The organism is Paenibacillus lautus NBRC 15380 (assembly GCF_004000945.1).
Taxonomy (GTDB): Bacteria; Bacillota; Bacilli; order Paenibacillales; family Paenibacillaceae; genus Paenibacillus_AQ; species Paenibacillus_AQ lautus.
Map to the genome: position 1 here is coordinate 172840 of NZ_BIMF01000001.1, position 24711 is coordinate 197550.

20 protein-coding genes are annotated in these 24711 nt (G+C 50.6%); 2 read left to right on the forward strand and 18 right to left on the reverse strand.

What is annotated here, in order from left to right; translation table 11 throughout:
* Nucleotides 1-20: 20 nt before the first annotated feature.
* From PLA01S_RS00815 to PLA01S_RS00860, 11 genes are all read right to left on the reverse strand, one after another.
* Complete coding sequence (locus tag PLA01S_RS00815; RefSeq protein ID WP_127589616.1) at nt 21-1520, reverse strand: alpha-glucosidase/alpha-galactosidase; 1500 nt, start codon at nt 1518-1520, stop codon at nt 21-23.
* Between the two features lie 107 nt (nt 1521-1627).
* The gene (locus tag PLA01S_RS00820; protein WP_127589617.1) at nt 1628-2548 is read right to left on the reverse strand and encodes an AraC family transcriptional regulator; all 921 of its coding nucleotides are present in this window, start codon (nt 2546-2548) and stop codon (nt 1628-1630) included.
* A 199-nt stretch (nt 2549-2747) separates the two neighbouring features.
* Entirely contained in the window at nt 2748-4745 is a 1998-nt protein-coding gene (locus PLA01S_RS00825; protein ID WP_127589618.1) for a methyl-accepting chemotaxis protein, read from the reverse strand.
* A gap of 6 nt (nt 4746-4751) precedes the next feature.
* The gene (locus tag PLA01S_RS32770) at nt 4752-4874 is read right to left on the reverse strand and encodes a hypothetical protein (RefSeq protein ID WP_272868127.1); all 123 of its coding nucleotides are present in this window, start codon (nt 4872-4874) and stop codon (nt 4752-4754) included.
* Between the two features lie 213 nt (nt 4875-5087).
* Nucleotides 5088-5753 carry a response regulator transcription factor gene (locus PLA01S_RS00830; RefSeq protein ID WP_127589619.1) on the reverse strand — a complete coding sequence of 222 codons (666 nt, stop codon included), beginning with the start codon at nt 5751-5753 and terminating at the stop codon, nt 5088-5090.
* 55 nt (nt 5754-5808) lie between these two features.
* Nucleotides 5809-8241 (reverse strand): sensor histidine kinase, encoded by a 2433-nt coding sequence (locus tag PLA01S_RS00835; RefSeq protein WP_127589620.1) that lies wholly within the window; start codon nt 8239-8241, stop codon nt 5809-5811.
* Between the two features lie 356 nt (nt 8242-8597).
* Nucleotides 8598-9398: an ABC transporter ATP-binding protein gene (locus PLA01S_RS00840; protein ID WP_127589621.1), complete on the reverse strand. Its 801-nt coding sequence runs from the start codon at nt 9396-9398 to the stop codon at nt 8598-8600.
* Nucleotides 9385-10395, reverse strand: coding sequence for an ABC transporter ATP-binding protein (locus PLA01S_RS00845; protein ID WP_127589622.1), 1011 nt, complete (start codon nt 10393-10395; stop codon nt 9385-9387). The genes PLA01S_RS00840 and PLA01S_RS00845 overlap by 14 nt, the downstream gene beginning before the upstream one ends.
* A gap of 7 nt (nt 10396-10402) precedes the next feature.
* A complete protein-coding gene (locus PLA01S_RS00850; RefSeq protein ID WP_071223543.1) occupies nt 10403-11239 on the reverse strand; it encodes an ABC transporter permease in 837 nt (278 codons plus the stop codon).
* 1 nt (nt 11240) lies between these two features.
* On the reverse strand, nt 11241-12251 hold the full coding sequence (locus tag PLA01S_RS00855) for an ABC transporter permease (protein ID WP_113056503.1): 1011 nt from the start codon (nt 12249-12251) through the stop codon (nt 11241-11243).
* A gap of 103 nt (nt 12252-12354) precedes the next feature.
* A complete protein-coding gene (locus tag PLA01S_RS00860) occupies nt 12355-14175 on the reverse strand; it encodes an ABC transporter substrate-binding protein (protein WP_127589623.1) in 1821 nt (606 codons plus the stop codon).
* A 194-nt stretch (nt 14176-14369) separates the two neighbouring features.
* On the opposite strand from PLA01S_RS00860, the gene PLA01S_RS00865 reads away from it, so the two are divergent.
* Nucleotides 14370-15677, forward strand: a complete 1308-nt coding sequence (locus PLA01S_RS00865) for an ATP-binding protein (protein ID WP_127590076.1) — start codon at nt 14370-14372, stop codon at nt 15675-15677.
* 68 nt (nt 15678-15745) lie between these two features.
* Here PLA01S_RS00865 and PLA01S_RS00870 read toward each other — a convergent pair whose 3' ends face one another.
* The gene (locus PLA01S_RS00870) at nt 15746-16093 is read right to left on the reverse strand and encodes a hypothetical protein (protein ID WP_127589624.1); all 348 of its coding nucleotides are present in this window, start codon (nt 16091-16093) and stop codon (nt 15746-15748) included.
* Between the two features lie 198 nt (nt 16094-16291).
* Nucleotides 16292-17590, reverse strand: a complete 1299-nt coding sequence (locus PLA01S_RS00875; RefSeq protein ID WP_100540687.1) for an alpha-glucosidase/alpha-galactosidase — start codon at nt 17588-17590, stop codon at nt 16292-16294.
* A 192-nt stretch (nt 17591-17782) separates the two neighbouring features.
* Here PLA01S_RS00875 and PLA01S_RS00880 point away from each other — a divergent pair, with 192 nt between their 5' ends.
* A complete protein-coding gene (locus PLA01S_RS00880; RefSeq protein ID WP_127589625.1) occupies nt 17783-18676 on the forward strand; it encodes a helix-turn-helix transcriptional regulator in 894 nt (297 codons plus the stop codon).
* An 85-nt stretch (nt 18677-18761) separates the two neighbouring features.
* On the opposite strand, the gene pepT is transcribed toward PLA01S_RS00880, so the two are convergent.
* From pepT to PLA01S_RS00905, 5 genes are all read right to left on the reverse strand, one after another.
* Nucleotides 18762-19994 (reverse strand): peptidase T, encoded by a 1233-nt coding sequence (gene pepT, locus PLA01S_RS00885; RefSeq protein WP_127589626.1) that lies wholly within the window; start codon nt 19992-19994, stop codon nt 18762-18764.
* A 144-nt stretch (nt 19995-20138) separates the two neighbouring features.
* A complete protein-coding gene (locus PLA01S_RS00890) occupies nt 20139-20975 on the reverse strand; it encodes a MetQ/NlpA family ABC transporter substrate-binding protein (RefSeq protein WP_127589627.1) in 837 nt (278 codons plus the stop codon).
* A 55-nt stretch (nt 20976-21030) separates the two neighbouring features.
* Entirely contained in the window at nt 21031-21729 is a 699-nt protein-coding gene (locus PLA01S_RS00895; RefSeq protein WP_127589628.1) for a methionine ABC transporter permease, read from the reverse strand.
* A gap of 4 nt (nt 21730-21733) precedes the next feature.
* The gene (locus PLA01S_RS00900) at nt 21734-22483 is read right to left on the reverse strand and encodes a methionine ABC transporter ATP-binding protein (protein ID WP_127590077.1); all 750 of its coding nucleotides are present in this window, start codon (nt 22481-22483) and stop codon (nt 21734-21736) included.
* Nucleotides 22484-22625: 142 nt separating this feature from the next.
* Nucleotides 22626-24596 (reverse strand): tetratricopeptide repeat protein, encoded by a 1971-nt coding sequence (locus tag PLA01S_RS00905; protein ID WP_127589629.1) that lies wholly within the window; start codon nt 24594-24596, stop codon nt 22626-22628.
* Nucleotides 24597-24711: the final 115 nt, after the last annotated feature.

Here is a 24711-nt window from a genome sequence, read left to right on the forward strand (position 1 = left end):
TTCGTTAATGTGCAACCGGTTTACCCTTTTTCGCGATCCTTCCCTTTGTCGGATTCACCTGCGTTTTTGTTTGCCTTCTCCCGATCGAGCTGCATCTCCTCCACCGTCTTCACCTTGAGTCTGGCGGCTCCTTCATATGGACGGGTAGGGATCAGATTGCCCGCTGTTAGACGTACCTTCGCATCGGCGATCGAAGCCGCGTACTGAGGAAGCCATGCTTCACCGGCTACCAGCATTTCATCAACCAGCTGCCAGATTTCCTTCGGATTACATACCGCTCCGACCAGCGGATCCATCATAAATGCCTGACGAAGCAGCTTGTCATCTCCATGAACCGCCGCTTCAACCGCCAGCCGTTGAACGGATATGCTTGCGTTGCACACCGCAGCCGGCCCTAACGGTAAACTCCCTACATGCGGCATGGAAATGCCGTTGCGGTCGACGTAACCCGGCGCCTCAATGATGGCATCTTCCGGCAGATTTGCGATAATGCCTTCATTCACGACATTAAAATGTCCCCGGTATACCCGGCCGGTCTCCAAACCTTCAATAATGTAGGAGCCGTGCTCCTCTCCCCGTTGCTCCGGCGTGTATTCCATAGCCGGATCTTTCATCCAGTTCGGGAAATCGGTCTCGAACCAGTTGCGTCCCTCGGTACAGACTCGCAAATATCCGCCCGTCTCTCCATTGATCCAGCTGCTGAGGTCAATCCACTCCGTAATTTCCTCCGGCCGTTTACGGTACCAAGGAACATATTCGCTTAGATGGCCGTTGGATTCGGTGCTGTAATATCCGAAACGCCGCAGCATATCGATGCGAACCTTCTCTGTCCTGCTGTACTCCGAATGTCGTTCAAATGCCTCCAGCAGCCCAGCCGTCAAGTCCTTGCCTTGATGTGAGGCTTGAATATACCAAGTCTGATGATTAATCCCGGCACAGACAATATCGACCTCTTGTTTTTTCAAGCCATACACCTCGGCGATCTGATGATGCCCATGCTGCACGCCATGGCATAAACCAATCGTCCGCACGCCGCCATACTGATTGCATGCCCATGTCAGCATGGCCATCGGATTCGAATAGTTCAATAGCAGAACGTCAGGTGCGCACACCTCGCGAATATCCCGGCAAATGTTCAGCATCTCGGGGATTCCCCGCTGGCCATACATAATGCCGCCTGCACAGAGCGTGTCGCCCACGCATTGATCGATGCCATATTTCAGCGGAATGTCCACATCCGTACGGAATGCCTCCAGTCCGCCCACGCGAATGGTGCAGATGACATATTTGGCATCCTGCAGGGCTTGTCTTCGATCCGTGGTGGACTGGATTGCAATCGACAGTCCATTCTCGGTAATGTCCCGCTGACACAATTCCGTGACCATATCCAGGTTATGCTGGCTGATGTCGGTGAAAGCAACCTCGATATCCCTGAACTCCGGTACAGTCAACAAGTCACGCAGAATTCCCCGGGTAAAACCGATGCTTCCCGCTCCGATAAAAGCAACCTTAAATGACATTCTATCCACTCCCTAGCTGCAAATTAGATTGTAGTTATTGTAGCAATCGAGCGGTAGAAAGCGTTATCAAAATCATGACCTCTTGAACTCTTCCGAGTCAAAAATCCTCACTTCTTATCTGCTACGGCATCCGGATCACCATATTTCCAGGCATTCCGGTCCTTCCGCAGCCGATATTCCACCGGCGTGGTTCCCGTATACTTCTTGAACAACATATGGAAATACTGCCGGCTGCCAACACCCACATAATCCGATATTTCATGTATGGGGATATCCGTCTGCTCCAGCAGCATTTTGGCCTTTTCCATGCGAATCATGGTCAGATACTCGGTGATTGTCCTGCCCGTTCCTCTGCGAAATACCCGATGCAAGTAGCCGGGATGCAGATTCACCTCGGCGGCAACGTCCTTCACCTGAATATTGCGGTCATAGTTCTGATGCAAGAAATCGACACTTCGTTTAATATAGAACTCGCTCTGCTGCACTTCGCTGCGTTCCCTTTCTTCATACAGACGGGCAATGCATACAAGCAATTGAATAAACAGCATATGCGTCATCATTCTGCCCTCGGTCCCTCTCTGATCGAGTTCAAGCACGAGGCTCTTGAGCACCGGATATACCTCCTCCTTATCCGCTAGCACCAAGTAGGGAAACGGCCGATTCAGGAGAAAAGACACCTCTTGCTCCTCACCGGCAATCTGCCTAAGAGAAAGCGTCCTCCCTTCACTTTCCATAAACCCGAACTCCACATTCAGCATTCGGCAGGAGACCGCCTGCTCAACGATTAACCGATGCGGGACATCGGCATCCAGCACCATAAACTCCCCTTTTTTGAGCGTGACGCTCTTTTCCGTATCGCCTACCTTCACGTCAATCCGGCATACCCCTGAAATCATATACATAATCTCGGTTGAATCATGCTGATGGTAAGGCATTTCATAATCCATCCACTGCTTATAATAATAGGCGTTAAAGCGCGGGACATAATCTCCCTCTTCTAACATCTGCTGAAACAAGCTGCCATTCACAACACGTGTTCCTCCCTTCGTCCGAGCAGTGCAACTGATTTATGGACAAAAACTTCTATCGACGTACTTCACAGAAGACAGACCGCGTTTAGGAGTAGTTTTAGGTGTATTAAAATCTCACAGCGTACATAAATCGTCACTTTATATATAAAAAAAGCCTGGCCCTTAGGCCAAGCTTATCATCAATATGCCAGTGGTGCTACGAGATTTTGAAGGCCGATACGGTATGGTTCAACTCTTCGGCAAGCTCAGCAAGCGATTGTGCTGTTGCAGCCGATTCCTCGCTTGTAGCCGCCGTTTCCTCCGTCGACGAAGATATCGTTTCAATTGCGGTTGCCACCTCGGCAGCCTGGGCTGCCTGCTCCTCGCTGGCGGCTGCAATATCCATCACTTTGCCCGCCGATTCGTTCACCATGCTTGTAATGTAGGCAAAGGCTTCACCGGCTTTTTCCGTGTGGATGACGCCTTGATTCACCGCCTCCACGCTATCGGTCGTATTCTTCTGCATGCCCTTGATGATATCGGCGATCTGCTTCGTGGCACCTCCGCTACGTTCGGCTAGCTTACGCACTTCATCCGCCACCACAGCGAAACCTCTTCCTTGATCTCCGGCACGGGCAGCCTCGATCGTGGCATTGAGGGCAAGCAGATTGGTCTGCTTGGCGATGTCATCGATGACCTCGATGATCTCGCCGATCCGCTGGGAGTCAGCTTCGAGTTTGGCAACCTGCTCCCGTACCCGATTCATGCCTTCCACCGACTGCTGGACGATGCCGCTGCCTTCCGCTGCAATGCCGGAGGTTTGATTTACAAGCTCCGATGCAGCCGAGGCATCGCTCGCCACGGAATTGATGGCATTCGACCATTCATGGAACAATTCGCTAACGGTTTGCACGGATTCAGCCTGACTGCTGCTTCCAACGGCCAGTTCCTCGGCACCAGCCGACAGCTGCTGTGAAGCGGCGGCTACCGATGATGCGTTCATGTTCACTTTGCCGATCATTTCCTTCATGCTCTCCAGCAGCTGAGCGAATACTCTGGACAACGTGCCGATCTCGTCGGCTCTGCGAAGATAAACCGCAGGAACCTTCTGCGTGAAGTCTCCCTTCGACATGTACTCGCCGATGGCAACGGAAACGCCCAGCGGCTTCACGATGGATCTCGTTAACAGAACCACTACAGCCGCCATGGCCACCAGGGTGGCTACACCGGCAACGATAATGGAGATGATCAGTGCATCCGACTTCGCCGTAATCTCATCCATCGGGATAATGATAGCAGCAGACCATGGCGTTTCGGTTAATCCGGTCTTGATCGGCGTATACAGCTTGTACAGCTCTGAATCTTCCTCGGTATAGACATCTCCTTCCCGAATCGCATCCAGTATAAGAGGAACCGTCTTGCCGGGATAGGCCTTTTCCAGCGTCTGCCCCATCAATCCGTCCTCCGGCGACGTTACGATCACGCCGGTGTTCGAATAAATATGCGCATACCCCGTATCGAACAATCGGAATTGCTCCATTACGCTTTGCAAATGTGCCAGGGAAATATCGACGCCGACCACACCGACGGTCTTTCCGTTATCGATAATCGGAACAACGAGCGATGTCATCATAACATCTTCGTTGCCTACTTTGAAGACGTACGGATCCATTATGATTTCTTTGCCGCTGTTCTTCGCCAGGAGATAGAAATCACCTTCCCCTTCGTGCTCATAATCCTCGATTACGGAATGTTCCAGGCCGGACTCCGTTCTTGCCCAGTAGGACATCATTCGTCCCGATTGGTCACTGCCGAGTTTGTTTTTATATTCGCTATCCTGTCCGTCAAAAGCATCCGGCTCCCACAACGTCCAGATCCCTTTCCAGGACGGATTGTCTTCCAGATTTCTTCTCAGTATCTCATTAACGGCTGCACGATTCGTGGTATCGCTCTCTTTCATTCCAACAAAGCTTACAGCCAATGTACGCGCGGAGTTCATTACATCGTCGAGCTCTGCTTGTACAATCGCGCCGATCTTCTCACTCGTTGTCACCGCAAGCGTCTTGGCCGAATCCAGCGCTTCCTCCGTTGTAGTCATACTGATATAAGCCATCATGACAGCTAGAAAAATCGTGATCGACCCCAAAATGATAAGCAGCATACGGCTCTGGAGTTTCATTGCAAACAGAGCTTTCAAAGATTTCCATCGTTTCATTATAAGTCACCCTCGCTTCTTCCGGCTGTTAAATTCATTCCACTCTTCTTCGAGCTGCGCCAAAACTTCCTCAATCTCTTCCTGTGACAAGAGGTCATCGACACCATATTCAAATAGGTCCTTTGTCATGCCTAAAGCAACCACCCTTCCTACTTACAGACTATATTCATCCAGTAACATAAGCATATACACTTACATACCTTTCGTAACCGAAATTCTCTTGCGTGCTCACGCAAGAATTTTGCGGGCTTCCCTGCGATTGTTGTCGAATAGTAGCGAAATTACCTTTGAACATGTCAAGGGATACATGCTTCATGATCTGAATCGGAAGGAGAGCTACTATCAGCCCATCTGGACAAAATCCGAATCCGAGAGAATTCCCATTTGCTTTGCCTTCAGTGCAGCTTCTATGCGTGACTTTACATTCAACTTTTGAAAGAGATTGGTTAAGCAGTACTCGAGTGAACGCTGGCTCATGATCACCGTTCCCGCAATCTCTTTGTTGCTCTTTCCGCGAGCGATTTCCTTGAGAATATTATATTCTTTATCGGTTATAGACTGGGCTGCCGGCGCCCCTGCCGTCCGTTCCGGACCATTTGCGGTAACACGACGGAGCTGCTTCACGAGTGTCAACGGCAGAACGACTTCTCCTCGCAGCGCACACCGAACAGCCGTTACCAACTGCTCTTTGCCCGACGTTTTCGAGACAAAACCAGCCAGTCCGGCCTCCATAATCAAATTAAAATGATTGCTGACTTCAAAGCCCGTATAAATCAGCATCACCGCGTCCGGAGCAATCCGGAGTATCTGCTTGGCCAAATCAATTCCGTTCATGCCCGGCATGTGCATATCAATCAGCATCACGTCAAAATGCAGCGTGCTCACCAGCTCCAGCGCCCGCTCCGGCGTATTCGCCAGCTTCACGAACATATCCTTTTCCTGCTCAAGCAGCACCTTGGTTCCCTCCATCACCGAGGGATGGTCATCCACCAATAAAATTTCGATCATCGTCACTCATGACTCCTTCGGTCTGGTATCTTGCTTGCTTCGCTGCCGGCGGAATTCACCTTGCCGTTATGGATATATAGACAGCCAACCCCCCGCTATCCGATGAGTCGAACTGGATTTTGCCGTTCATGCTTCTCACCCGTTCCTTCATGCCGCCGATCCCCATGCTGTTGAATTGGTCCGATTGCTGGCTGGGGTCGATTCCAATCCCGTTGTCTTCATAACTCAGATTGACTTCATCCGACTGGGTGGACAAACGGAGCTTTACCTCCGTCGCGTTGGAATGCTTCGTGGCATTGGCCAGCAGCTCCTGAACAATTCTGTACAGTCCAATCAAATGATCGTCACTGATATCATCATCGAAGTTCGAGCAGTCGAACTGTATCGAATAATTGGTGCGCAGCTGGGTAAATTCAAACAATGCCTCGAGCGAACGTTCCAACCCCTCCTCCTTCAGCAGTGGGGGACGAAGCTCGTTGCACGTAATTCGAATCTGATAAATCACATCCAGAAGCCCCTGCTCGATTTCCTCCAGCTGTGGACGCAGATGCTCTGGCAGCTCATGATCCGATGTAATCTGATTTAATTTTCTGTACCATATAATCTGTTCCTGGAGCGCGGCATCATGAAGATCCTGGGACAATCGCTTTCGTTCATTCTCGGATAAATGCAGCATCAGTCGCAGCAGCCATAGGGGCATGATCTGCTGGGATGAACCCAGCTTCTCCAGTTCCCTCGTCAAATCCTCAATGACGCGAAAGTTATCGTACAGAACACTTGCATAGCGCGTAATGGTCTCCAGCCATATTTTTTGGGCCTGAATCATAAGCTGAGGAACCTCTCCACCAATGCAAACAATGCTGCTGTCCCCGTTCATTTCTCCAATCTTGACAAAATATCCGTCAGACATCTCAAACAGTTTACAGAACGGAATATGCTCGGGACCGCATGTATGGATCGCATGCAGCACCCCTTGTGGCGGATCTTTATGGCCCCCTTGGATCTTGATATGCAGGCTGTGGTGGTTGATCTGTATGAGGCTCACCCGATCCGTCCCCAGTACCTTCTTGATTTCCCGCACGATACGGGCATTCAATTCGCTTATCTTCACCATCCCGAAAAGATCGGAGGAGAATTGATCCAGACTCATCTGCAGCCTGAAATACAGGTCCTCGCTCTCTCGGACAAGCCTTTCGGCCGCAATCCGTTCCCGTTCCGCCCTCTTCTGCTCTGTAACATCCCGAATAATGGTAAGTGCTTTATTGCGTCCTATATATGGGATCGGCGTGGTTATTGCCTCAATATCAATGATCGTTCCATCCAGCCGGACCAGTTTGTTCCCGGCGAGCTCCGAGGTATTCCCGCTTTCGTACACATGCTCAACCTCCGAAATCACGAACTCTACCTGATCCGAGGGAATGATGTCCTGGAGCGAAGTTCCCGCTAATTGTTCGATATCCGTGAGTCCCAATAAGGAAAAGCCTGCGGGGTTCGCATAAATATAAGAAAAATCGGAGTGCAGGAACATCGCAACAGGAGCAATATCCAGAATATGACGATTGATACGATCGCTTTCCATAAGAGCTCGTTCCGCTGATTTGCGGGCGGTAATATTCTCGAAAAAAATTTCAATCGCGTCCGATTCCGCATCATACAAGGCCGTTGCCACGACATCGACCCGCTCTCCGTCCACTCGTTTTATGGATAATTCCTCTGGCACAACCTCACCTGTTCGAATAAGCCGCGTGAGCCGTTTGCGTGCCCACTCCTCATAGGGATCAAGCACCCAGTCCCAAGGGTCGGTACCCAGGATGCTCTCGGGTCCAGCCGCTCCAAGAATCCGAAGTCCGGCCGGATTCACGTACATCAGCTTGCGATCCTTGCAGACTGCAATGGCAATTGGAGATAATTCGACCAGCCTGCGATACCGGTTCATGCTTTCTTTAAGCGCTTGTTCCATCTTCTTGCATTCCATGATGTCATACAGCGCCTCTTCCATGCGGAAGCGTGCCGTAATATCAACGACAATGCCATCTGTACGGATTAATTGCCCAGAGTCCTTCAACGTCGGAATCATCTTCACCTGGACCCAGCGAACGTCACCCTCCGCATGGATCATTCGGTATTCGGTATGAACGGCCTCGCCTTGTCGAAGTTTGTCTATCAACGATCGGAACAGCGTCATATCCTCTGGGTGGATTAGCGTTTCCCAGGAAAGACCGTCCGCGAAATCACGATGTGAATAACCTGTGATTTTATGAAAAGCCAAAGAAGTATTTTGGATCCTCCTTGTGCCGAAATCGTACGACCAAATGCCAACATCAAGTGTAAGCAGCATATCATCTAGCAGGCGGAATCTGCCTTCGGCCATGTCCAAGGCCTGATGGCTTAACTTCCGCTGATAACCGCTTCTGTACAAGGAAATCCAGAAAATGATGGTGAGGGCGACTAATACCAAGATCGTTGCCCCCAAGATGTAAGTACACATGATGTTTGATGGTCTCCTTATGAAGCATACACGCAGTCACGTCTGATGCTTTGCGGTATACCGAATGCGAGCTGCGGGATAAATCAAATGGCAGCCATATCATTTATCGGCAGATCCTTCACAAATGCGAAGATCAAGAATAGAGAAATTTTACCGTAACCACTCGGAGTGTCATATCCGCGAAAATAAACGAAGCGAAAGGGTCTCTATTTCTGTGCGCGCTATAACAAAAATGTCTATCGACGTACTTTCTCAGAAGACAGTCCGCATATAGCGGAATTTTTTAACAAAATAAAGCCCGAAGCAGCGTTACGCTTCGAGCTTTTCCATCATGAGATTTCCATCGTTCACGTCGCTCATGCCAAATCCCACTCGGAGTGGATCTTGGGCACATCTGAAATCAACTGCTGGGTATAAGGATGCTGCGGATTTAAGATAACCTCTTCCGCCGGTCCCCGCTCCACGACTTTCCCCTGCTCCATAATATACAGCGTATCGCTTACATAATAAGCAAGCCCTACGTCATGAGTAATGAAAATAATCGTCATGTTGTTCTCATCCCGCAGCTTCAAGAGCATATCCAGTATCGTAGACCTTGAGCATGCGTCGACCATGGAGGTCGGTTCATCCGCAATCAGCAGTTTCGGATGAAGCATGAAGATCCGGGCGATCATCAGGCGCTGCATTTGCCCGCCGGACAGTTCGAACGGGTATTTATTGTGCAGCTCTTCAAACTTCAGATTGACGAAGGAGCACGCTTCCTTCATTTTGCGGAATTGCTCCTCCTTCGTCAGTTTATCACCCTGCAGCTTGATGCAATCGAGCAGCAGTTTCTCGACTTTGTAGAACAGATTGAACGAAGAGAACGGGTCCTGGAAGATCGCCTGAATGTTTTTCCAATAGCGTTTTCGGTCTCTGTGCCGCTTCAACTGCCTTGGCTTGCCCATATATTCAATCGTACCGCTGCTCTCCTTCAGCAGGCCCATGATCATTTTGGCCAGTGTCGTTTTGCCGCTTCCGCTCTCGCCGACAATCGATATAATTTCGCCTTCATGGAAGGTAAAGCTAATATCCTCTACGGCGGTTGTCTTCTGTTTCCCGTAACCGAATACCTTTGTAAGATGCTCTCCCCGAATCAGGACATCATTCCTCTTCATTCGCATACCACTCCTTAAGCACATCCGGTTCCACGATGCAGCGATATATTCGATCCTCCACGGTCTGGCTCGTAATCTTTCCCTTCCGACAGGCGTCCTGCACATAGGAACAGCGATCCGCGAACCGGCACCCCTCCGGCACGTTCTTCAGATTAGGCGGGGTTCCCGGGATGGCGGCCAGCTTATGTCCTTTCATGCCTTCCTCCGGCACAATGATGGAACCCATCAGTTTTTTCGTATACGGGTGTATCGGGTCAAAAATCATTTGCTCTGCGGTTCCGCGCTCCACGATCTCCCCTGCATACATGACAATGATGTCATCTGTTACGTGATAAAGCAGCGGCAGCTCGTGCGTGATGAATACCAGAGACTGAATATAGCCCCGATCCAGCAGACTCTTCAGCAGCTTGATCACCGCTTTCTGCGAGGTTACGTCCAGCGCTGAGGTCGGTTCGTCCGCTATCAGCACTTTGGGATTCAGAATGGTGGAGATTGCGATAACCGTCCGCTGCTTCATGCCGCCTGACAGCTCGTTCGGATAGGAGTTCAGTACCTTGGTCGACAAATTCAAGGTTTCGAACCGTTCCGCCGCCATATCCCACACCTGCTTCTTGTTCAGCTCAGGGCGATGCTCCTTCATAATATCCTCGACAAAATGAATGATTTTGAGCGTAGGATTCAGGGCATTCATAGCTGCTTGCGGGATATACGAAATCTCTCTTCCCGACACCTGGGAACGGAGCTGTTCCTTGCCAAGCTTCATAATGTCCGTACCGTTGATGACAATCGAGCCGCTGCCAAAATGCAGTGGTGAAAAATAGAATCCCATCAGGCTGAGCGCAAGGGTCGATTTGCCGCAGCCGGATTCACCGGCAATGCCAAGCGTCTTCCCCTTCTCGAGTGAGAAGCTCACGCCGTCTACGGCATATACATGCTCCTTCAACCGGGTACGGTAATAGGTTTTCAATTCGTTAACTTCCAGTATATTTGTGCTCAAGGCCCCATCAGCTCCTAATCTTCGGATTGAATATTTCATCCATGCCGGTGTTCATCATGTACAAGGAGAAGGTGATGATGGCGATGGAGATCGCCGCCGGGATGAAGGCCCACCACGCGCCGGCAACGGGTGCTTCAAATACGAGTGCCCAGTTCATGATAATGCCAAGGGAAATCGTGTTGTACGGTCCCAGCCCCAACATCGAGATGGAAGCCTCGGACAGAATGCCCGATGCCGTCTGCAGCACGAAAGCCATGACAACATAGGAAGCGATGTACGGCAAAATCTCCGAGATGATAATGCGCGGCGTGCTGTACCCGGATATTTTCGCGATATTCACATGATCCCGGTTGCGGAGCGAGGATGTCTGTGCACGTACGGCCCTGGCCGTCCAGGGCCAGCTGGTAATGCCGATAATGACGGCCGTAACAAACGAGCTGCGCGAATCGATACTGACCGAGATCAGAATCAGGATGACAAAGGAAGGTATCACGATGAAGATGTTGGTGATCGCGGTCAGCAGATTATCGATCATGCCTCCGATGTAACCTGAGGCTAAACCGATCACAAGACCGATCACGGTAGCAAATACGCCGGCAATCAGCCCGACCTGCAAGGAGGTCCGAATACCATAGATCAATTCAAGGAATAAATCCCTGCCGAAGTTATCCGACCCCAGCAGCAGCTTCGAATCCGGCGGCTGGTACGCCAGGGCGATCATCTCCAGCGGGTCATTGCGGTTAAAGAGCGGGTAGATCAGCACCATGCCGATCATAGCCAGCAGCATGCAGGCTCCGAACATAAACTTTGGCGATTTGATCAATATGCGAAAGGAACTATTCATATTATTGATCCTCCATCTGAGCGGCCTTGATTCTTGGATCGATCCAGCCGTAGATTAGGTCAATCGTAAAGTTGGCCAGCAGCACAGCCAGGGCGATCAAGAGAGTGCAGCCCGAAATTAACGGATAATCCAGCTGACGGATCGCCGTGAACATCCAGGTTCCGATTCCCGGATAACTGAATACGATCTCACAGATCAGCGAACCGCCCACCATCGTACCGATGGATAACGCCAAGCCCGTGATCTGGGGCAGCATCGCATTCCGAAATACATACCTCGCGATCTTGGAATCCCGTATACCCAGAAGTTTGCTGTACAGCACATAATCCGAATTCAGCTCATAGATGGACATCTCCCGCATGCCAATGGCTTGGCCGCCAATCGTAACCAGCACGATCGATAGAAATGGAAGCGTATGATGCCTAAGTACGGAAGCGAAAAATTCAAAGCTGAGTGACGGCACCATCTGATAATCGTAGCCCCCGTGCAGCGGAAACCAGTTCAGGGACAGGGCGAACACATACAGCATAATAATGGCCAGGGTGAAGAACGGAATGGAATTCACGAACAAGGCCACCGGGAATATCACTTTATCGAACACGCCTTTGCGGTAAGCCGCAACGGCGCCCAGCACGTTCCCGATCAGCCAGCCAACCAGAATGGCTGGAAGCTGAAGCCCGATTGTCCAGGGAACCGCCGAGGCCAGAATTTCCGTTACCGGTTTCGGATACAGCCCGAATGAAGTGCCCAGGTTGCCTGTCGCCAAATTTTTCAGATAGATGAAGAACTGCTCCCATAAAGGCTTGTCGATTCCGAACTCAACGAGAAACGTCTCATAGACCCGTTTGATCGTATCGCTGTCGGTCATCCCCTGCGTCATCTCGGACACAATCATGCTTACCGGATTCCCCTCAATCATCCGGGGCAACAGGAAATTCAGCGTGACGGCAATCACCAGCGTTAGAAAGTACCAGAAGAACTTCTTGACGATATATTTTCCGTAAACGCTCAAGCAGCTCACCCCCATGGATCACACCCTGAATTTGGTGGAAAAGAGACCTATATCAGGGGTGCAAATCCGCTAATATAGGTCTTGGTTCATTGAGTTATATGCATCAGTTATGAATCTGATACAGCGACTTGGTGCCGGCTCCATCCATCGAAATTTGAGGCGGGATATTGCTGCCGTCTCCTTCGGTCGGGAACCCTTTCCATACCGATTCATTGACGGTGTCGAATACCCATGGACGATACATGAGCGGAATCGATGGAATCTCCTTCAACCAGATTTGGGTCAATTCGGTGTAGAGCGCTTTCAATTCAGCTTCGTCCGTGATTGTAGGAATCTTCTCGATGATGGCATCTGCTTGATCGTTCTTATACCGGCCCCAGTTGTAGAATGCCATTTCGCCCATCGGCGCAACGCCCTTGGAGTACATGATGGTCATGGCACGGTTCCACGGCTGGCTCGGGCTGACCCCGCCGGCAGGCGTGTTCATGATGATATCGAACTTGCCGGTCTGTAAATCATTGGTCCATACGGGCGCTTCCGGGAATTTGGTTCGAATCTCGATACCGATTGCCTTCGCGTTCTGAGCGACAATCTCAAGCGCCGCATTCCAATCCGACCAGCCGTATGGACATTCGATTTCAAACGGGCCGAGGCGAGTTCCGTTCAAGACGCGGATGCCGTCTTTTCCCTTCGCGGCACCGATCGAATCAAGGAGTGCATTGGCCGCATCTACGTCCGTTGTCCACTGGAGCGGTTTGATGGCCGCCTGGTCTACATATTTCGCTTCGGCTTCCGTATTCAGCGTCAACGACGGCTCCATTGGAGCCGAGTAGCCGCTGATGGCCAGCTCCGAAATTTTGCCGTAATCGATCGCCATGGCAATCGCTCTTCTGACATCCGGATGGTTGAGTCCTTCCTTCGACATGTTGAAGAAGATCGATGGCATGGAGCCGGGCACATAATATGGAGCGTCTTTAATATAGGTTTTAACCGGAGCCCCGCCCTCCCACATTTTCCATACCTGCGGAATAAACTGCTGCGATACGTCTACCTGACCGCTCTTGAATGCCAGGTCGCCCGCTGCATTGTCTTTATAGATGACATGGGTAATGTATTTGGGAGCCGGCAGCTTGCCAAAGAGCGCCTGACCCCAATAGTTATCGTCCCGGACAATCGTGATCTTCTGATCATTGTAAAAATACATTTTGTAAGGCCCTGTTCCGATCGGGTCCTCGTTGACTTCTTTACGAATGGTGGCAAGGTCGTTATTAGCTTTCTTCTCGACCTCTTCCCATACATGCTTAGGCAGCATCGGCATGACCTCGATGCTGTCGAGCACCGTCAATTTGTTCGGATTGTCTTTATTCAGCTTGATGTTCACCGTTTGCGGTCCATCTGCCGTTACGTCCTCGATGTAGGTCCAGAAGCTGCTCCAGTTGATGTCATACTTTTTGCCGAGCTGGTAGGTATAGACGACATCATCGGAAGTGAACGGCTTGCCGTCGCTCCATTTGGCATCCTTGTTCAATTCGATCTTCAAGGTCAGATCGTCGGTCCATTCATACTTGGTACCCAGCAGCGGCTCTAACTCGCCTGTCAGCTGATTGACCATAAACAAGGTTTCATAGACGAGTTCCCTGGAGTTCCCGTAGTTAATCGGAAACGCCGGGTTTCCGCTAAGCAGGTTAAAATTCGTAGGTGCCCCCCATTGCAAACCGTTCACGTAAAGCGTTTCATTTCTCGGCGTCGCTTTCGCATCGCCCTGCGGTGCCGGCTCATCACTGCCTCCGGGTGTCTTTACCTCTTCTTTAGACGGCGGCGGATCTGATACTGTCGGTGGCGTTACACTCTGGCATCCGGCAGCAAAAAAAGACGCGACCAACAAAAGAATGAACATGGGTCTCAGAACGGTTTTCAGCTTCACTTGTGAACCCTCCATTCATGGAAATGTGTTCGTCTCTTAAATGCTGAGTGTCTGGATCATGTGTGCATCAATTGTCTGCAAGCGTTTTCTTGATGGATTTATATGTTCCTCGTTTCAATCTAAGTACGAATAAATTTTGTTATTTTATTCAACGTTCAAGGATTTTTCGTTTTTGACGTCGAACTTGAATGGACATGGTTAATCTAGCGAACGATTCGATATCCTTTAAAGGGGTGGGCCTACTGCCTGTGATTAAAGATGTTTTACTGCAGCTATTGTTTGCGTTGATGCCTTTTGTCGCATACAACATCTATTACAGAAAACTGACAGTCAACTATTCCCGTAATTTCATCATTGTTATTTGTTCGCTGTGTATGCTGTTGTCCATGACCTTTGCTTCGAGTGTTCAAAGCGGGGTGATTTTTGACGTACGGTATGTCATTATGTTCTTCGGCATGTTATTTGGAGGGTTCACGACAGGGGTAATCCTGCTTGTGGAATTTCTAATTTATCGGCTGTACATTGGCGGAGCCGGCATGATCGACGCCATCATTATATTGATCTTCACTTTTCCGCTGTCTATTCTGCTGTCATTCCTGTATCACCGAAGCAAACACAAATTATGGATCATTTTTATAGCCGGCATCAGCTTCTCTCTTCTCCCGCTCTTGTTACTCTACATAACCAAACCTGACTACATCGTGAATAACTTCGTATTCAATATTCTAGCTATGCCGGTTCACAACTCGCTCGGAATTTGGCTTCTCGTTACGCTGTTTAACAAATCCGTATCCGACAAAGAATTTTATCTGCGGTACATCCAAAATGAGAAAGCCGAAGCCGTCAATCATGTCGCCGCATCCCTTGCCCATGAGGTCCGCAATCCGCTGACCACCGTGCTTGGATTCCTGCAATTAATTAAGAGCGGTACGTTCCCTCAGGAAAAAACCGAACGTTTTCTGGAAATCAGCATGGAGGAAATTCGCCGGACCGAGCAAATCTTGTCCGAATACCTCTCGATCAGCAAACCTCACTTGCCGTTTCAGCAAAGAATCGAGCTCTCCGCCCAGATCAAGTCCGTCGTTGAGCTCATGACTTCATATGCTAATATGAGCAACGTGACCCTCAGCGCTGACTACCCTCAGCTCCCCATCTACATTTTAGGCAGTCCGGCGGAGCTCAAGCAGCTGTTGGTCAACTTTATTAAGAATGCGATTGAGGCCAGTAAAGACGTTGACAGAGGTACGGTCCACATCACCATCTATGAAGAAGCGGAGCAGGTGGCCATCGAAATCAAGGATAACGGGGTCGGAATGACCCCTGAGCAATTGAGCCGACTCGGTTCGATCTACTATTCCACCAAAATGAGCGGCACCGGGCTTGGACTCACCTTCTCCTATCAAGCCATCCGTGCCATGAATGGAAGCGTCTCGGTACGGAGCTCGCCAAGATCAGGGACCGAGTTTCTCATCACACTCCCGCATGCCAATATAAATCCATAGATGATTTCCGCATGCAATCCATTAACGAAAAAGAGAGACGCCGCTGTAGCTACCAGTGCGTCTCTCTTTTATTGATGCAGTAATACAATTTCTTTTGCTGCAAAACTTCTGTTGTTTTTGCTTATATTCAATGGCTTTTTTAATGTAATCCGGATAAGATCGTCGGCCTTTAGTTCATCCAGCGTGATGGTTCCTCCCTCCTTGTTCCTCAGTGAAGTGGTTTCGGTAACTAGTACCTCACAGTGATACCCCTCATCCGTGTGGTTCTCCCGGTTACGATTCACTTCTTCGGAACAATCAACGTTGATCACGTCGTCACCAAGTGTATAAATCGTAGATTCAAACACGGACACATCCCGGGTACATCCTGCCGAGAACAGCAGCAACAGCAGACTGATGAATAACCTCAGCTTCATTCCGGGCCCCCTTATGGCTATTTTCATATGGGATCCAGGAACTCCGATCCCATGCCTTTGTCGTTAAAACATAGGGCTAATCCTCGAATTTTTATTTATTATATCATGGCGACCATCGATAGAAGAAAATCGAACAAAAAACTCAAGGAGCGAGAATCTACTCGCACCTTGAGTTTGCGTTTATTCCATCTATTTAACTTATTGGTATTTAGGGAGCCAATCACCATGTGCTTCGATCAGATCGTCGCACAGGCTCTTAATATCATCGATGGACAACTCGGCAGCCGTATGCGGGTCGAGCATCGCTGCATGATAGATATGCTCCTTCTTGCCGGTTGCCGCCGCTTCCAGCGTCAGCAGCTGGGTATTGATATTGGTGCGGTTCAGCGCGGCACATTGCGGAGGCAGATCGCCGACATAAGTCGGTGTTACGCCGCTGGCATCGACCAGGCACGGAACCTCGACGCAGGCTTCCTTCGGAAGGTTCGTGATCAGTCCCGTATTCATCACGTTGCCGCCGATTTTGAACGGAACATTGGTCTCGATCGCTTCTAAAATGTAGGATGCGTATTCATGGGAGCGGTTGTGCGTCAGATCCTGGTTGTTTACCAGATCCTCGCGCATTGCCTTCCATCCCTCGATTTGGTTCACGCAGCGACGTGGATATTCATCCAGCGGGATGTTAAAGCGCTCGATCAGTTCCGGATAGTTACGCTTGATGAAATACGGATGGTATTCGGCGTTATGCTCGGACGACTCCGTGATGTAGTAACCGAAGTTTAGCATCATCTCGAGACGGACCATATCATGATGCTTCTCCTTCTGCTTCTCGGCCGCGCGCTTCTTAATTTCCGGATAGAGGTCCACGCCGTCCTTCGTTACCTCAAGCAGCCATGCCATATGGTTGATGCCGGCGATTTTGGCCTGCACGCCTTCCTTTTCCATTCCCAAATTATCGAACAGATGCGGAATGCATGCCTGTACGCTGTGGCACAAACCTACGGTTTGCACGCCGCCCAGCGTGTTCATGGCATTGGTCAGCACGGCCATTGGATTCGTATAGTTCAGGAACAATGCGTTCGGACAAACTTCCCGCATATCAGCTGCGAAATCCAGCATGACCGGGATGGTACGGAGGTTACGGAATATCCCGCCGATTCCCACGGTGTCGGCAATCGTCTGTCTGAGTCCATACTTCTTCGGAATCTCGAAGTCCGTGATCGTACACGGATCGTAGCCCCCAACCTGAATCGCGTTAATGACATATTGTGCTCCGCGAAGAGCCTCCTTGCGGTCACTGTATGATTTGACGACACAGGTGCTGCCGCTGGTTTTCTTTATATTATTCAGCATGTTCTCCGAGTCTTTCAAACGGATCGGGTCAATATCATACAAAGCAAGTTCAAACCCCTGCAAAGCCGGTGTCTGCATGCAATCCCCCAGAACGTTCTTGGCAAACACGGTACTTCCTGCTCCGATAAATGTAATCTTAGACATCAATAAATCCCCTCCCTAAACTCCATGAATTAATACACTTTCACAAGACTAACTATATGATAATCGGTCTTTTTTGAATATGGAGCAAAACAAGTGTGATATGGACATTTGTTGTTTCATTAGGTAAGCTAACCCTAACACAGCATCCACTTCATCAATTGATATCGCATACGTTTAAGGGGGGCTAAACGCATGTCCATTTTGCCGGACCATACACTCTACACGATTGGTATGAATCCTTCGCCGGGCGGTCACGACCTGAACATCCTGTTCAGCGGGGAGGGTACTCCCGTACCGCGCCACAAAATCGGGCCCATCATCCATGATTACTGCCTCATTCACACCGTCTTGACAGGTCAAGGCATATTTGAGTGTGCCGGCATCGTACATCATTGCCAGGCAGGCGATACCTTCGTGATCCTTCCCGGCGTTCTTTTCAGCTATGAAGCGGACGACCGGAATCCCTGGCATTACAACTGGGTAGCTCTACAGGAGAAGGGAACCAACTTGCTGCTGGCTGATATGGGCGTCACACCCGCTAGACCGATTATCCGCTGCACGGATGAAGCCGAGCTACGCTCCCTGGCCGAGATGTATCGTCATCTGCGCATCGGCTTTAACCAATCGGATCACCCCTGGCTTGAGGATCTTCAGGCTTCGGGGTGGCTCCGATTGCTGCTCCATAAGCTGGCGATGTTAAACCGTGAGCATCTTCCGTCGAACTCCAATGACGTGCCTGATATCGAGCGGGGCGTAAGGCAGACCGAGAGATGGATCTCGACCCAGTATCACCAACAGCTCTCCATCGATCAGATGGCGAAGGCGCTTGGCTATCACCGGGCGCACTTATCCAAGATGTTCAAACAGCATACGGGCCTCTCTCCCATGCAGTACCTCATGAAGGTACGCATCGAAAAGGCCAAATCGCTCATGAAATCGTCCTTCTCCATCCATGAGATTGCCTCCTCCGTCGGTTTCAATGATGCCCTCTATTTCTCCAAGCAGTTCCGCAAATGGACGGGCATGACCCCAAGCGAATATAAATACAGCCTGGAGAAAAGCTCTCCTAAAGCATCATCTATATAGGCCTAGGTACTAATGCGGGTCGAACAAGAGCAGACGAAAAAGCTGCCGGCACTCCTGCCGGCAGCTCTTTTTGAAACGATATAACTTATGCCTGCGCCTCATACAGCTGCACGATCTCAACAATCGTTTGAACGGCCAATACCATATTGTCGGCCGATACATACTCATAACGCCCGTGGTAGTTCTCCCCGCCCGTGAAAATATTGGGTGTCGGCAGGCCCATGTACGACAGTTGAGAACCGTCGGTGCCACCGCGGATCGGTTCGATGATCGGGTTGATTCCCAGCTTCTCCATTGCTGTCTGGGCGATGTCGACCACTTCCTTGACCGGCTCGATTTTTTCGCGCATATTGTAATATTGATCTTTCATCTGAAGGATGATTCGCTCGGCTCCATATTTGTTTTGAAGCTCCTCTACGATGGAGGCCAGCTTGGCCTTTCTTCCTTCAAACAGCTCCCGGTCATGATCGCGGATAATATAACGGAGCTCGGTCAGCTCCACATCGCCCTCGATGGAAGTAAGATGATAGAAGCCTTCATAACCTTCGGTATGTTCAGGCGCTTCTTCCACAGGGAGCATACCGTTCAGCTCCATGGCGATTTTCGCCGCGTTGACCATTTTGCCTTTAGCCGTTCCGGGATGGACATTCTTGCCTTTGCAAGTTACAAGCGCCGCTGCCGCATTAAAGCTTTCGTACTGAAGCTCCCCCAGCGGTCCGCCATCCATCGTATACGCGTATTTAGCCCCAAAGGCCTCCACGTCGAACTTGTGCGGCCCTCTTCCGATCTCCTCGTCCGGCGTAAAAGCAACCCGGATTTTACCGTGCTTCAGCTCCGGATGCTGGATCAGGTAATTCATAGCTGTCATAATCTCGGCAATTCCCGCTTTGTCATCAGCTCCAAGCAAGGTGGTGCCGTCCGTTGTTATGAGTGTATGCCCCTTGTAGCCGTTCAGCTCCGGAAAATCCCGCGGGGAGAGCACCACATTCTGTGCTCTGTTCAAAATGATGTCTTGTCCGTCATATTGTTCGACAATCTGCGGCTTGACACCGGCACCCGTAAAATCGGTCGCCGTATCGATATGTGCCAAAAAGCCGATCGTAGGGATTGGTTTATCCGAGTTTGCCGGAAGTGCAGCCATCACATAACCATTCTCATCCATCGTTACGTCCTGCATGCCGATTTCCTTCAGCTCGTCCACCAGCAGCTGACCCAGCGTCAGCTGTCCTGGTGTCGAAGGGCAAGTATTACTGTTCTCGTCTGACTGCGTATCCACTTGTGCATAGGTAATGAGTCTGTCGATTACTTCTTTTTTCATAAATTCTCAACTCCAATACGTATGGGTATGTAAGATGCACCTCTCAAATCCATCAAGAGTATACCATATTTGGCCGCGCTCAAAAAAATAACCGTTCCCCCAAAACCTCGGAGAACGGTTATTGCGAACCCTAAGATTCGCGCTTTATTCAAAAGCCGGCAGCGCAATCTCGGAATAGTTATCCTCGAAGAACTTCTTCACTTCCGGGCTGGTCATCGCCTTCGCAAGCTTCTGAATCGGCTCCGAATCCACATTATCTTTACGGGCCACCAGCGTAATCGTGAAATCAGAGTCGTTGCCTTCGGTTACCAGAGCATCCTTCTTAGGGGTAAGTCCCAGCGGTTTCGCATAAGCCGGCGTCATGGCAACCATATCGACGTCGTCGAGGGTACGGGCCAGCATCAGCAGATCGACCTCGGTGAACTTGTATTGGTGCGGATTCTCCACAATATCGCCCTGCGTCGCATGGATGCCGACCCCTTCCTTCAGCTTGAGCAGACCGTTCTTCTCGAACATCACCAGGGAACGACCGATGTTGGAAGGGTCGTTAGGAATCGCTATCGTCGCACCATCCGGAAGTTCTTCAATGTTTTTATATTTTTTGGAGTAAGCCCCAAAAACGGCATTATAGATCGGCGTGACCGGAACCAGCTCCGACCCGTTGTTTGCATTGTATTCTTCCATGTACGGCACATGCTGGAAGAAGTTTGCATCCACCTCTTTATGGGCCAGCGCATTGTTCGGCTGCACATTATCGGACAGAATCTGGATATCCAGATTGATGCCTTCTTCCTTCAGCATCGGCTTCACCAGGTCAAGCACCTCGGTCATTGGCGGAATGAGCGTTGCGACTTTTAACGTAACTTCTTTCGTGGTATCGGATGCAGCGCTCTCCGGAGCTTTGTCCTTGGCAGGTTGCTGTCCGCAGCCTGCCAGCACCAGCAAGAGGGTCAGCATCAGCAGCATTAATTTCTTATTCATCGTTGGTTACCTCCCGGTAAAATATAATCTGTGTAAATACGTTTCAAAAGAATAATTAAACTTTTCTCTTATCCAGCAGCCTGGATGCCAGGTTTCCGCCGAACTGGATTGACTGTACCAGAATGATCATGATGATGATCGTAAATGACATAAGCTCCCCCTCAAATCGCTGGTACCCATAGCGGATTGCAAAATCCCCGACGCCGCCGCCACCCACGATGCCCATTACCGTGGAGTACGAGATAAAGCTGATCGTGGATGTTGTCAGCCCGAGCACAAGGCCCGAACGGGCCTCCACATACAGGAATTTGTATATCATCTGGAGTGTGGATGCCCCCATGGAAGCGGCAGCCTCCATCACTTCCTTCGGCACCTCCAGCAAAGATTGCTCTACCAATCTTGAATAGTAAGCCACCGCAACGACGGATAAAGGTACGGCAGCTGCCAGCGTCCCGAGGGATGTGCCGACGATCCACCTCGTGACCGGAATCATCATGACAACCAGAAGCAGGAACGGGAAAGACCGTATGACGTTAACCAAGGCATTCAGAATGGAGAATAACAAGCGATTCTCATACTGCTGGCCTTTTCGGCACAAAAAGAGAAGTGTTCCGACCGGAAGACCCAGTATTATAGCGGCAGCAATCGATATGCCCACCATGATGAATGTCTCGCCAATCGCCCGCCATATTTCATTCTGATACTGCAGGACATAGGCGAAATAATCGCTCAAATATGGAATGATATCATGCATGGAATCAAAAATCCCCCACTTTCCCTGCACCGTCCGTTGAAGATCCAGAACCCCGAGAAGCCTCTCCATCGTTTAGCTGATTACGGTACGTTCTGTTCAGACGCCCGTTCTCCATCACGGACACAAGGTCGCAAATGCCGTTCACCACGTCCATCTCGTGGGAAACGATCACGATGGTTACCCCCAGCGTCCGGTTGATATGCCGGAGCACCTCCAGAATATCTGCAGTTGTCTGCGGATCCAAGGAAGAGGTCGGCTCATCGCACAATAAGACGGTCGGCGAATTGGCTAACGCTCTGGCAATCGCTACCCGCTGCTTCTGCCCGCCGCTTAGCTGAGCGGGATACGACTTCGCTTTATCCTCAAGCCCGACAAAACGCAGAACCTCCTGGACACGATTCGCCCGCTGGGCCTTCGGTACCTTCGCCAGCTCAAGCGGCATGGACACATTGCCCCATACCGTCCGGTTGCTGACCAGCTGGAACAGCTGAAAGATCATGCCAATCGATCTTCTGGCCTCCCGAAGCTCCCTGCCGCCAAGGGAAGTCAGCTCCTGGCCATTCACCACGACTCGGCCGGAATCCGGTCTCTCCAGTACGTTCATGAGGCGCAGCAGCGTCGATTTCCCGGCTCCGCTCGTGCCGATGATGCCGTGTATGCTTCCCTCCTCAATATCGAGAGAGACAGCGTCTATAGCCTGATAACGGTCACTCCCGCTGCCAAAGCTTTTACTGACCTCTTGCAGTGAGATCATCATAATCCCCCTCCTTGCACATGAAGAAAGCCCGCTTGGCTATACAGCCTGCGAGCATGTTATGCTGCAACAACTATTGAATCATACCATAATTTTAAACAAAATGTGACACCACTTCATCGCTGCCAGAAAGTGCAAGTTCTCAGGACAAATAAAGCTGATGCCCATACATGCCCGTTAACCGTTCTACCGCCTTATCCAGCAAACCTTCCTCAAAGCCCTCCAAACCTTCGATGGCTTGGATTTTGTCCGCCGGGGACATCTTCTTCTGGAGATGCAAGCTCCAGTTCACGATCGCCTGTATGGCATCCTCATGCTCGAACTGGCCGTAATAGATATGGGCTTTGTACAGATAGCTGTCGGCATGCTCGGGAACCAGCTTCAGTACCTCGTCAAAAGCAGCCAATGCCGCATCCTCGTCCTGATCCTTGTAATAAATCTGTCCCAGTCTGAAATAAGCGCCCGGATGGCCCGGCGAAAGCTCCAGCACTTGCAGCGTATCTTCCTTCGCCCGCGCGTAATCCGCCATCGTATAATAGATTCCGCTTCGCAGGCTGTACAAGCTTCCTTGCCCCGGGTTCAAGCTGAGCCCTTGAGCGCAGTCCGCTAATCCACGTTCAAGCTGTCCGGTCTCCACAAAGCAAACGGCACGAAACTCATAAAATCTCGGATTCGACGGATGCGCCTGAATCGCCTGGGAATAAGCATCGATGGCGAGATCCCACATGCCCATCTCCTTGTAAATATGACCGCTGGCCGCCAGGTATGTCGGATGCTCGGAGAAGGACTCCTCCTGCTTAACCGCTTCCTGCAGCTCAAGCAGCGCTTCCTCATTGCGCCCTTGAAGATAGAGCACGTAACTGAGCTTGTTGCGGATCTCGGTCCCGTCCTGGAGCGCAGCCGCTTCCTTCAGAGCTTGCTCCGCAGACGGCAGATCATTCATCTCCATATAAATATCGGCGCGCTGCACATAGTTGGGGGCATCATCATTTTCAAGCTTAAGCAGCTTGTCATTGATCGCCAGCGCCTCCTCCTGACGCCCCAGCCGGTAGTAGCAGTCGGCCATCCAATAGCAGGCCAGCGGGGATTCCGGCTGTCTTGCATACAATTTCGAAATCAGCTCGTAGGCTTGCTCTTCCAGGCCATCCTCGCGATAGATCCGGGCCAAATCGAAATACGCCCGGTAATCGTCCGGCGCCGTTTCAATCGCCCACTCCAAATCCGCTTGGGCCGCATGTTTATTACCGGACCGGTTGAAGACCTCCGCTCTCTTTAAGTAAAGCTCGTATGAATCCGGATACCGCTCAATGGCCTCCGACAGATAGTGCTCGGCCTGTCCCATGTCCCCAAGCTGCACGTACAGGTCCGCCATGGATTTTCGAAAGGAATACGCCTCCCGCACTTGCCGCTGAAACGTCTGGAATGCCCCATAACTGTAATTCGTGCTGCCTGCGAACAGCGCATATCCGCCATCCGCTTCCGCCTCATACCGATCGGCCAGCTGGATTCCCTCCTGCAGAACACCCACGGCTTCCTGCACATGATCCATCAAATCCAGGGATACGGACAGCATGTAATAATACATCGGGATGGCGCGTTCCGGCTGCTGGATGCTTAGGCGAAAATAATGCGCGGCTTCCGCGGGGTTGCCGCTCTCGTAAAAGGTCATGCCCAGCTCATAGTATGTCGAAATAACCGTGCTGTCGTCCTCTCTTTTAATGCTTTCTTTCAGATCCCGGATCGCCTCATCATATTGGTTCAAATCCTTGTGGGCAATCCCCCGGGTATACCAATTCATATAATTGTCGGCATTCAACCGAATCGCTTCATTCAGATCCTCAATGGCCTCGCGCTCCCGGTTCAGCTCACGCAAAATATGAGCGCGCCGCTCATAAGCGCGATGGCTTCCGCTCGTATCGATCACGCGTCCCAAATAAGCTACGGCCTCTTCCGAATGGCCGCTGTTGTGCAGCAGTTCCGCATAGTGCAGCTTATCATTGAAACTGGTAATGGCACTTTCGCCTTTTCTCATATATTTAAGGGCTTGTTCAAAATCCCGCTTCTTCCTGTAATGGTTACCGATACGGAACCAGATCCGCTTCATCAACTTCATGGTGGCTCATCCTTTGTATGTAGATGTTATTCTTGGGCTCGTATGATTAGAGCAGAGGACTCACGTCCTCTCATCTCTATATTACACTTCCTCTATGTCCATTTGCACCCAAATT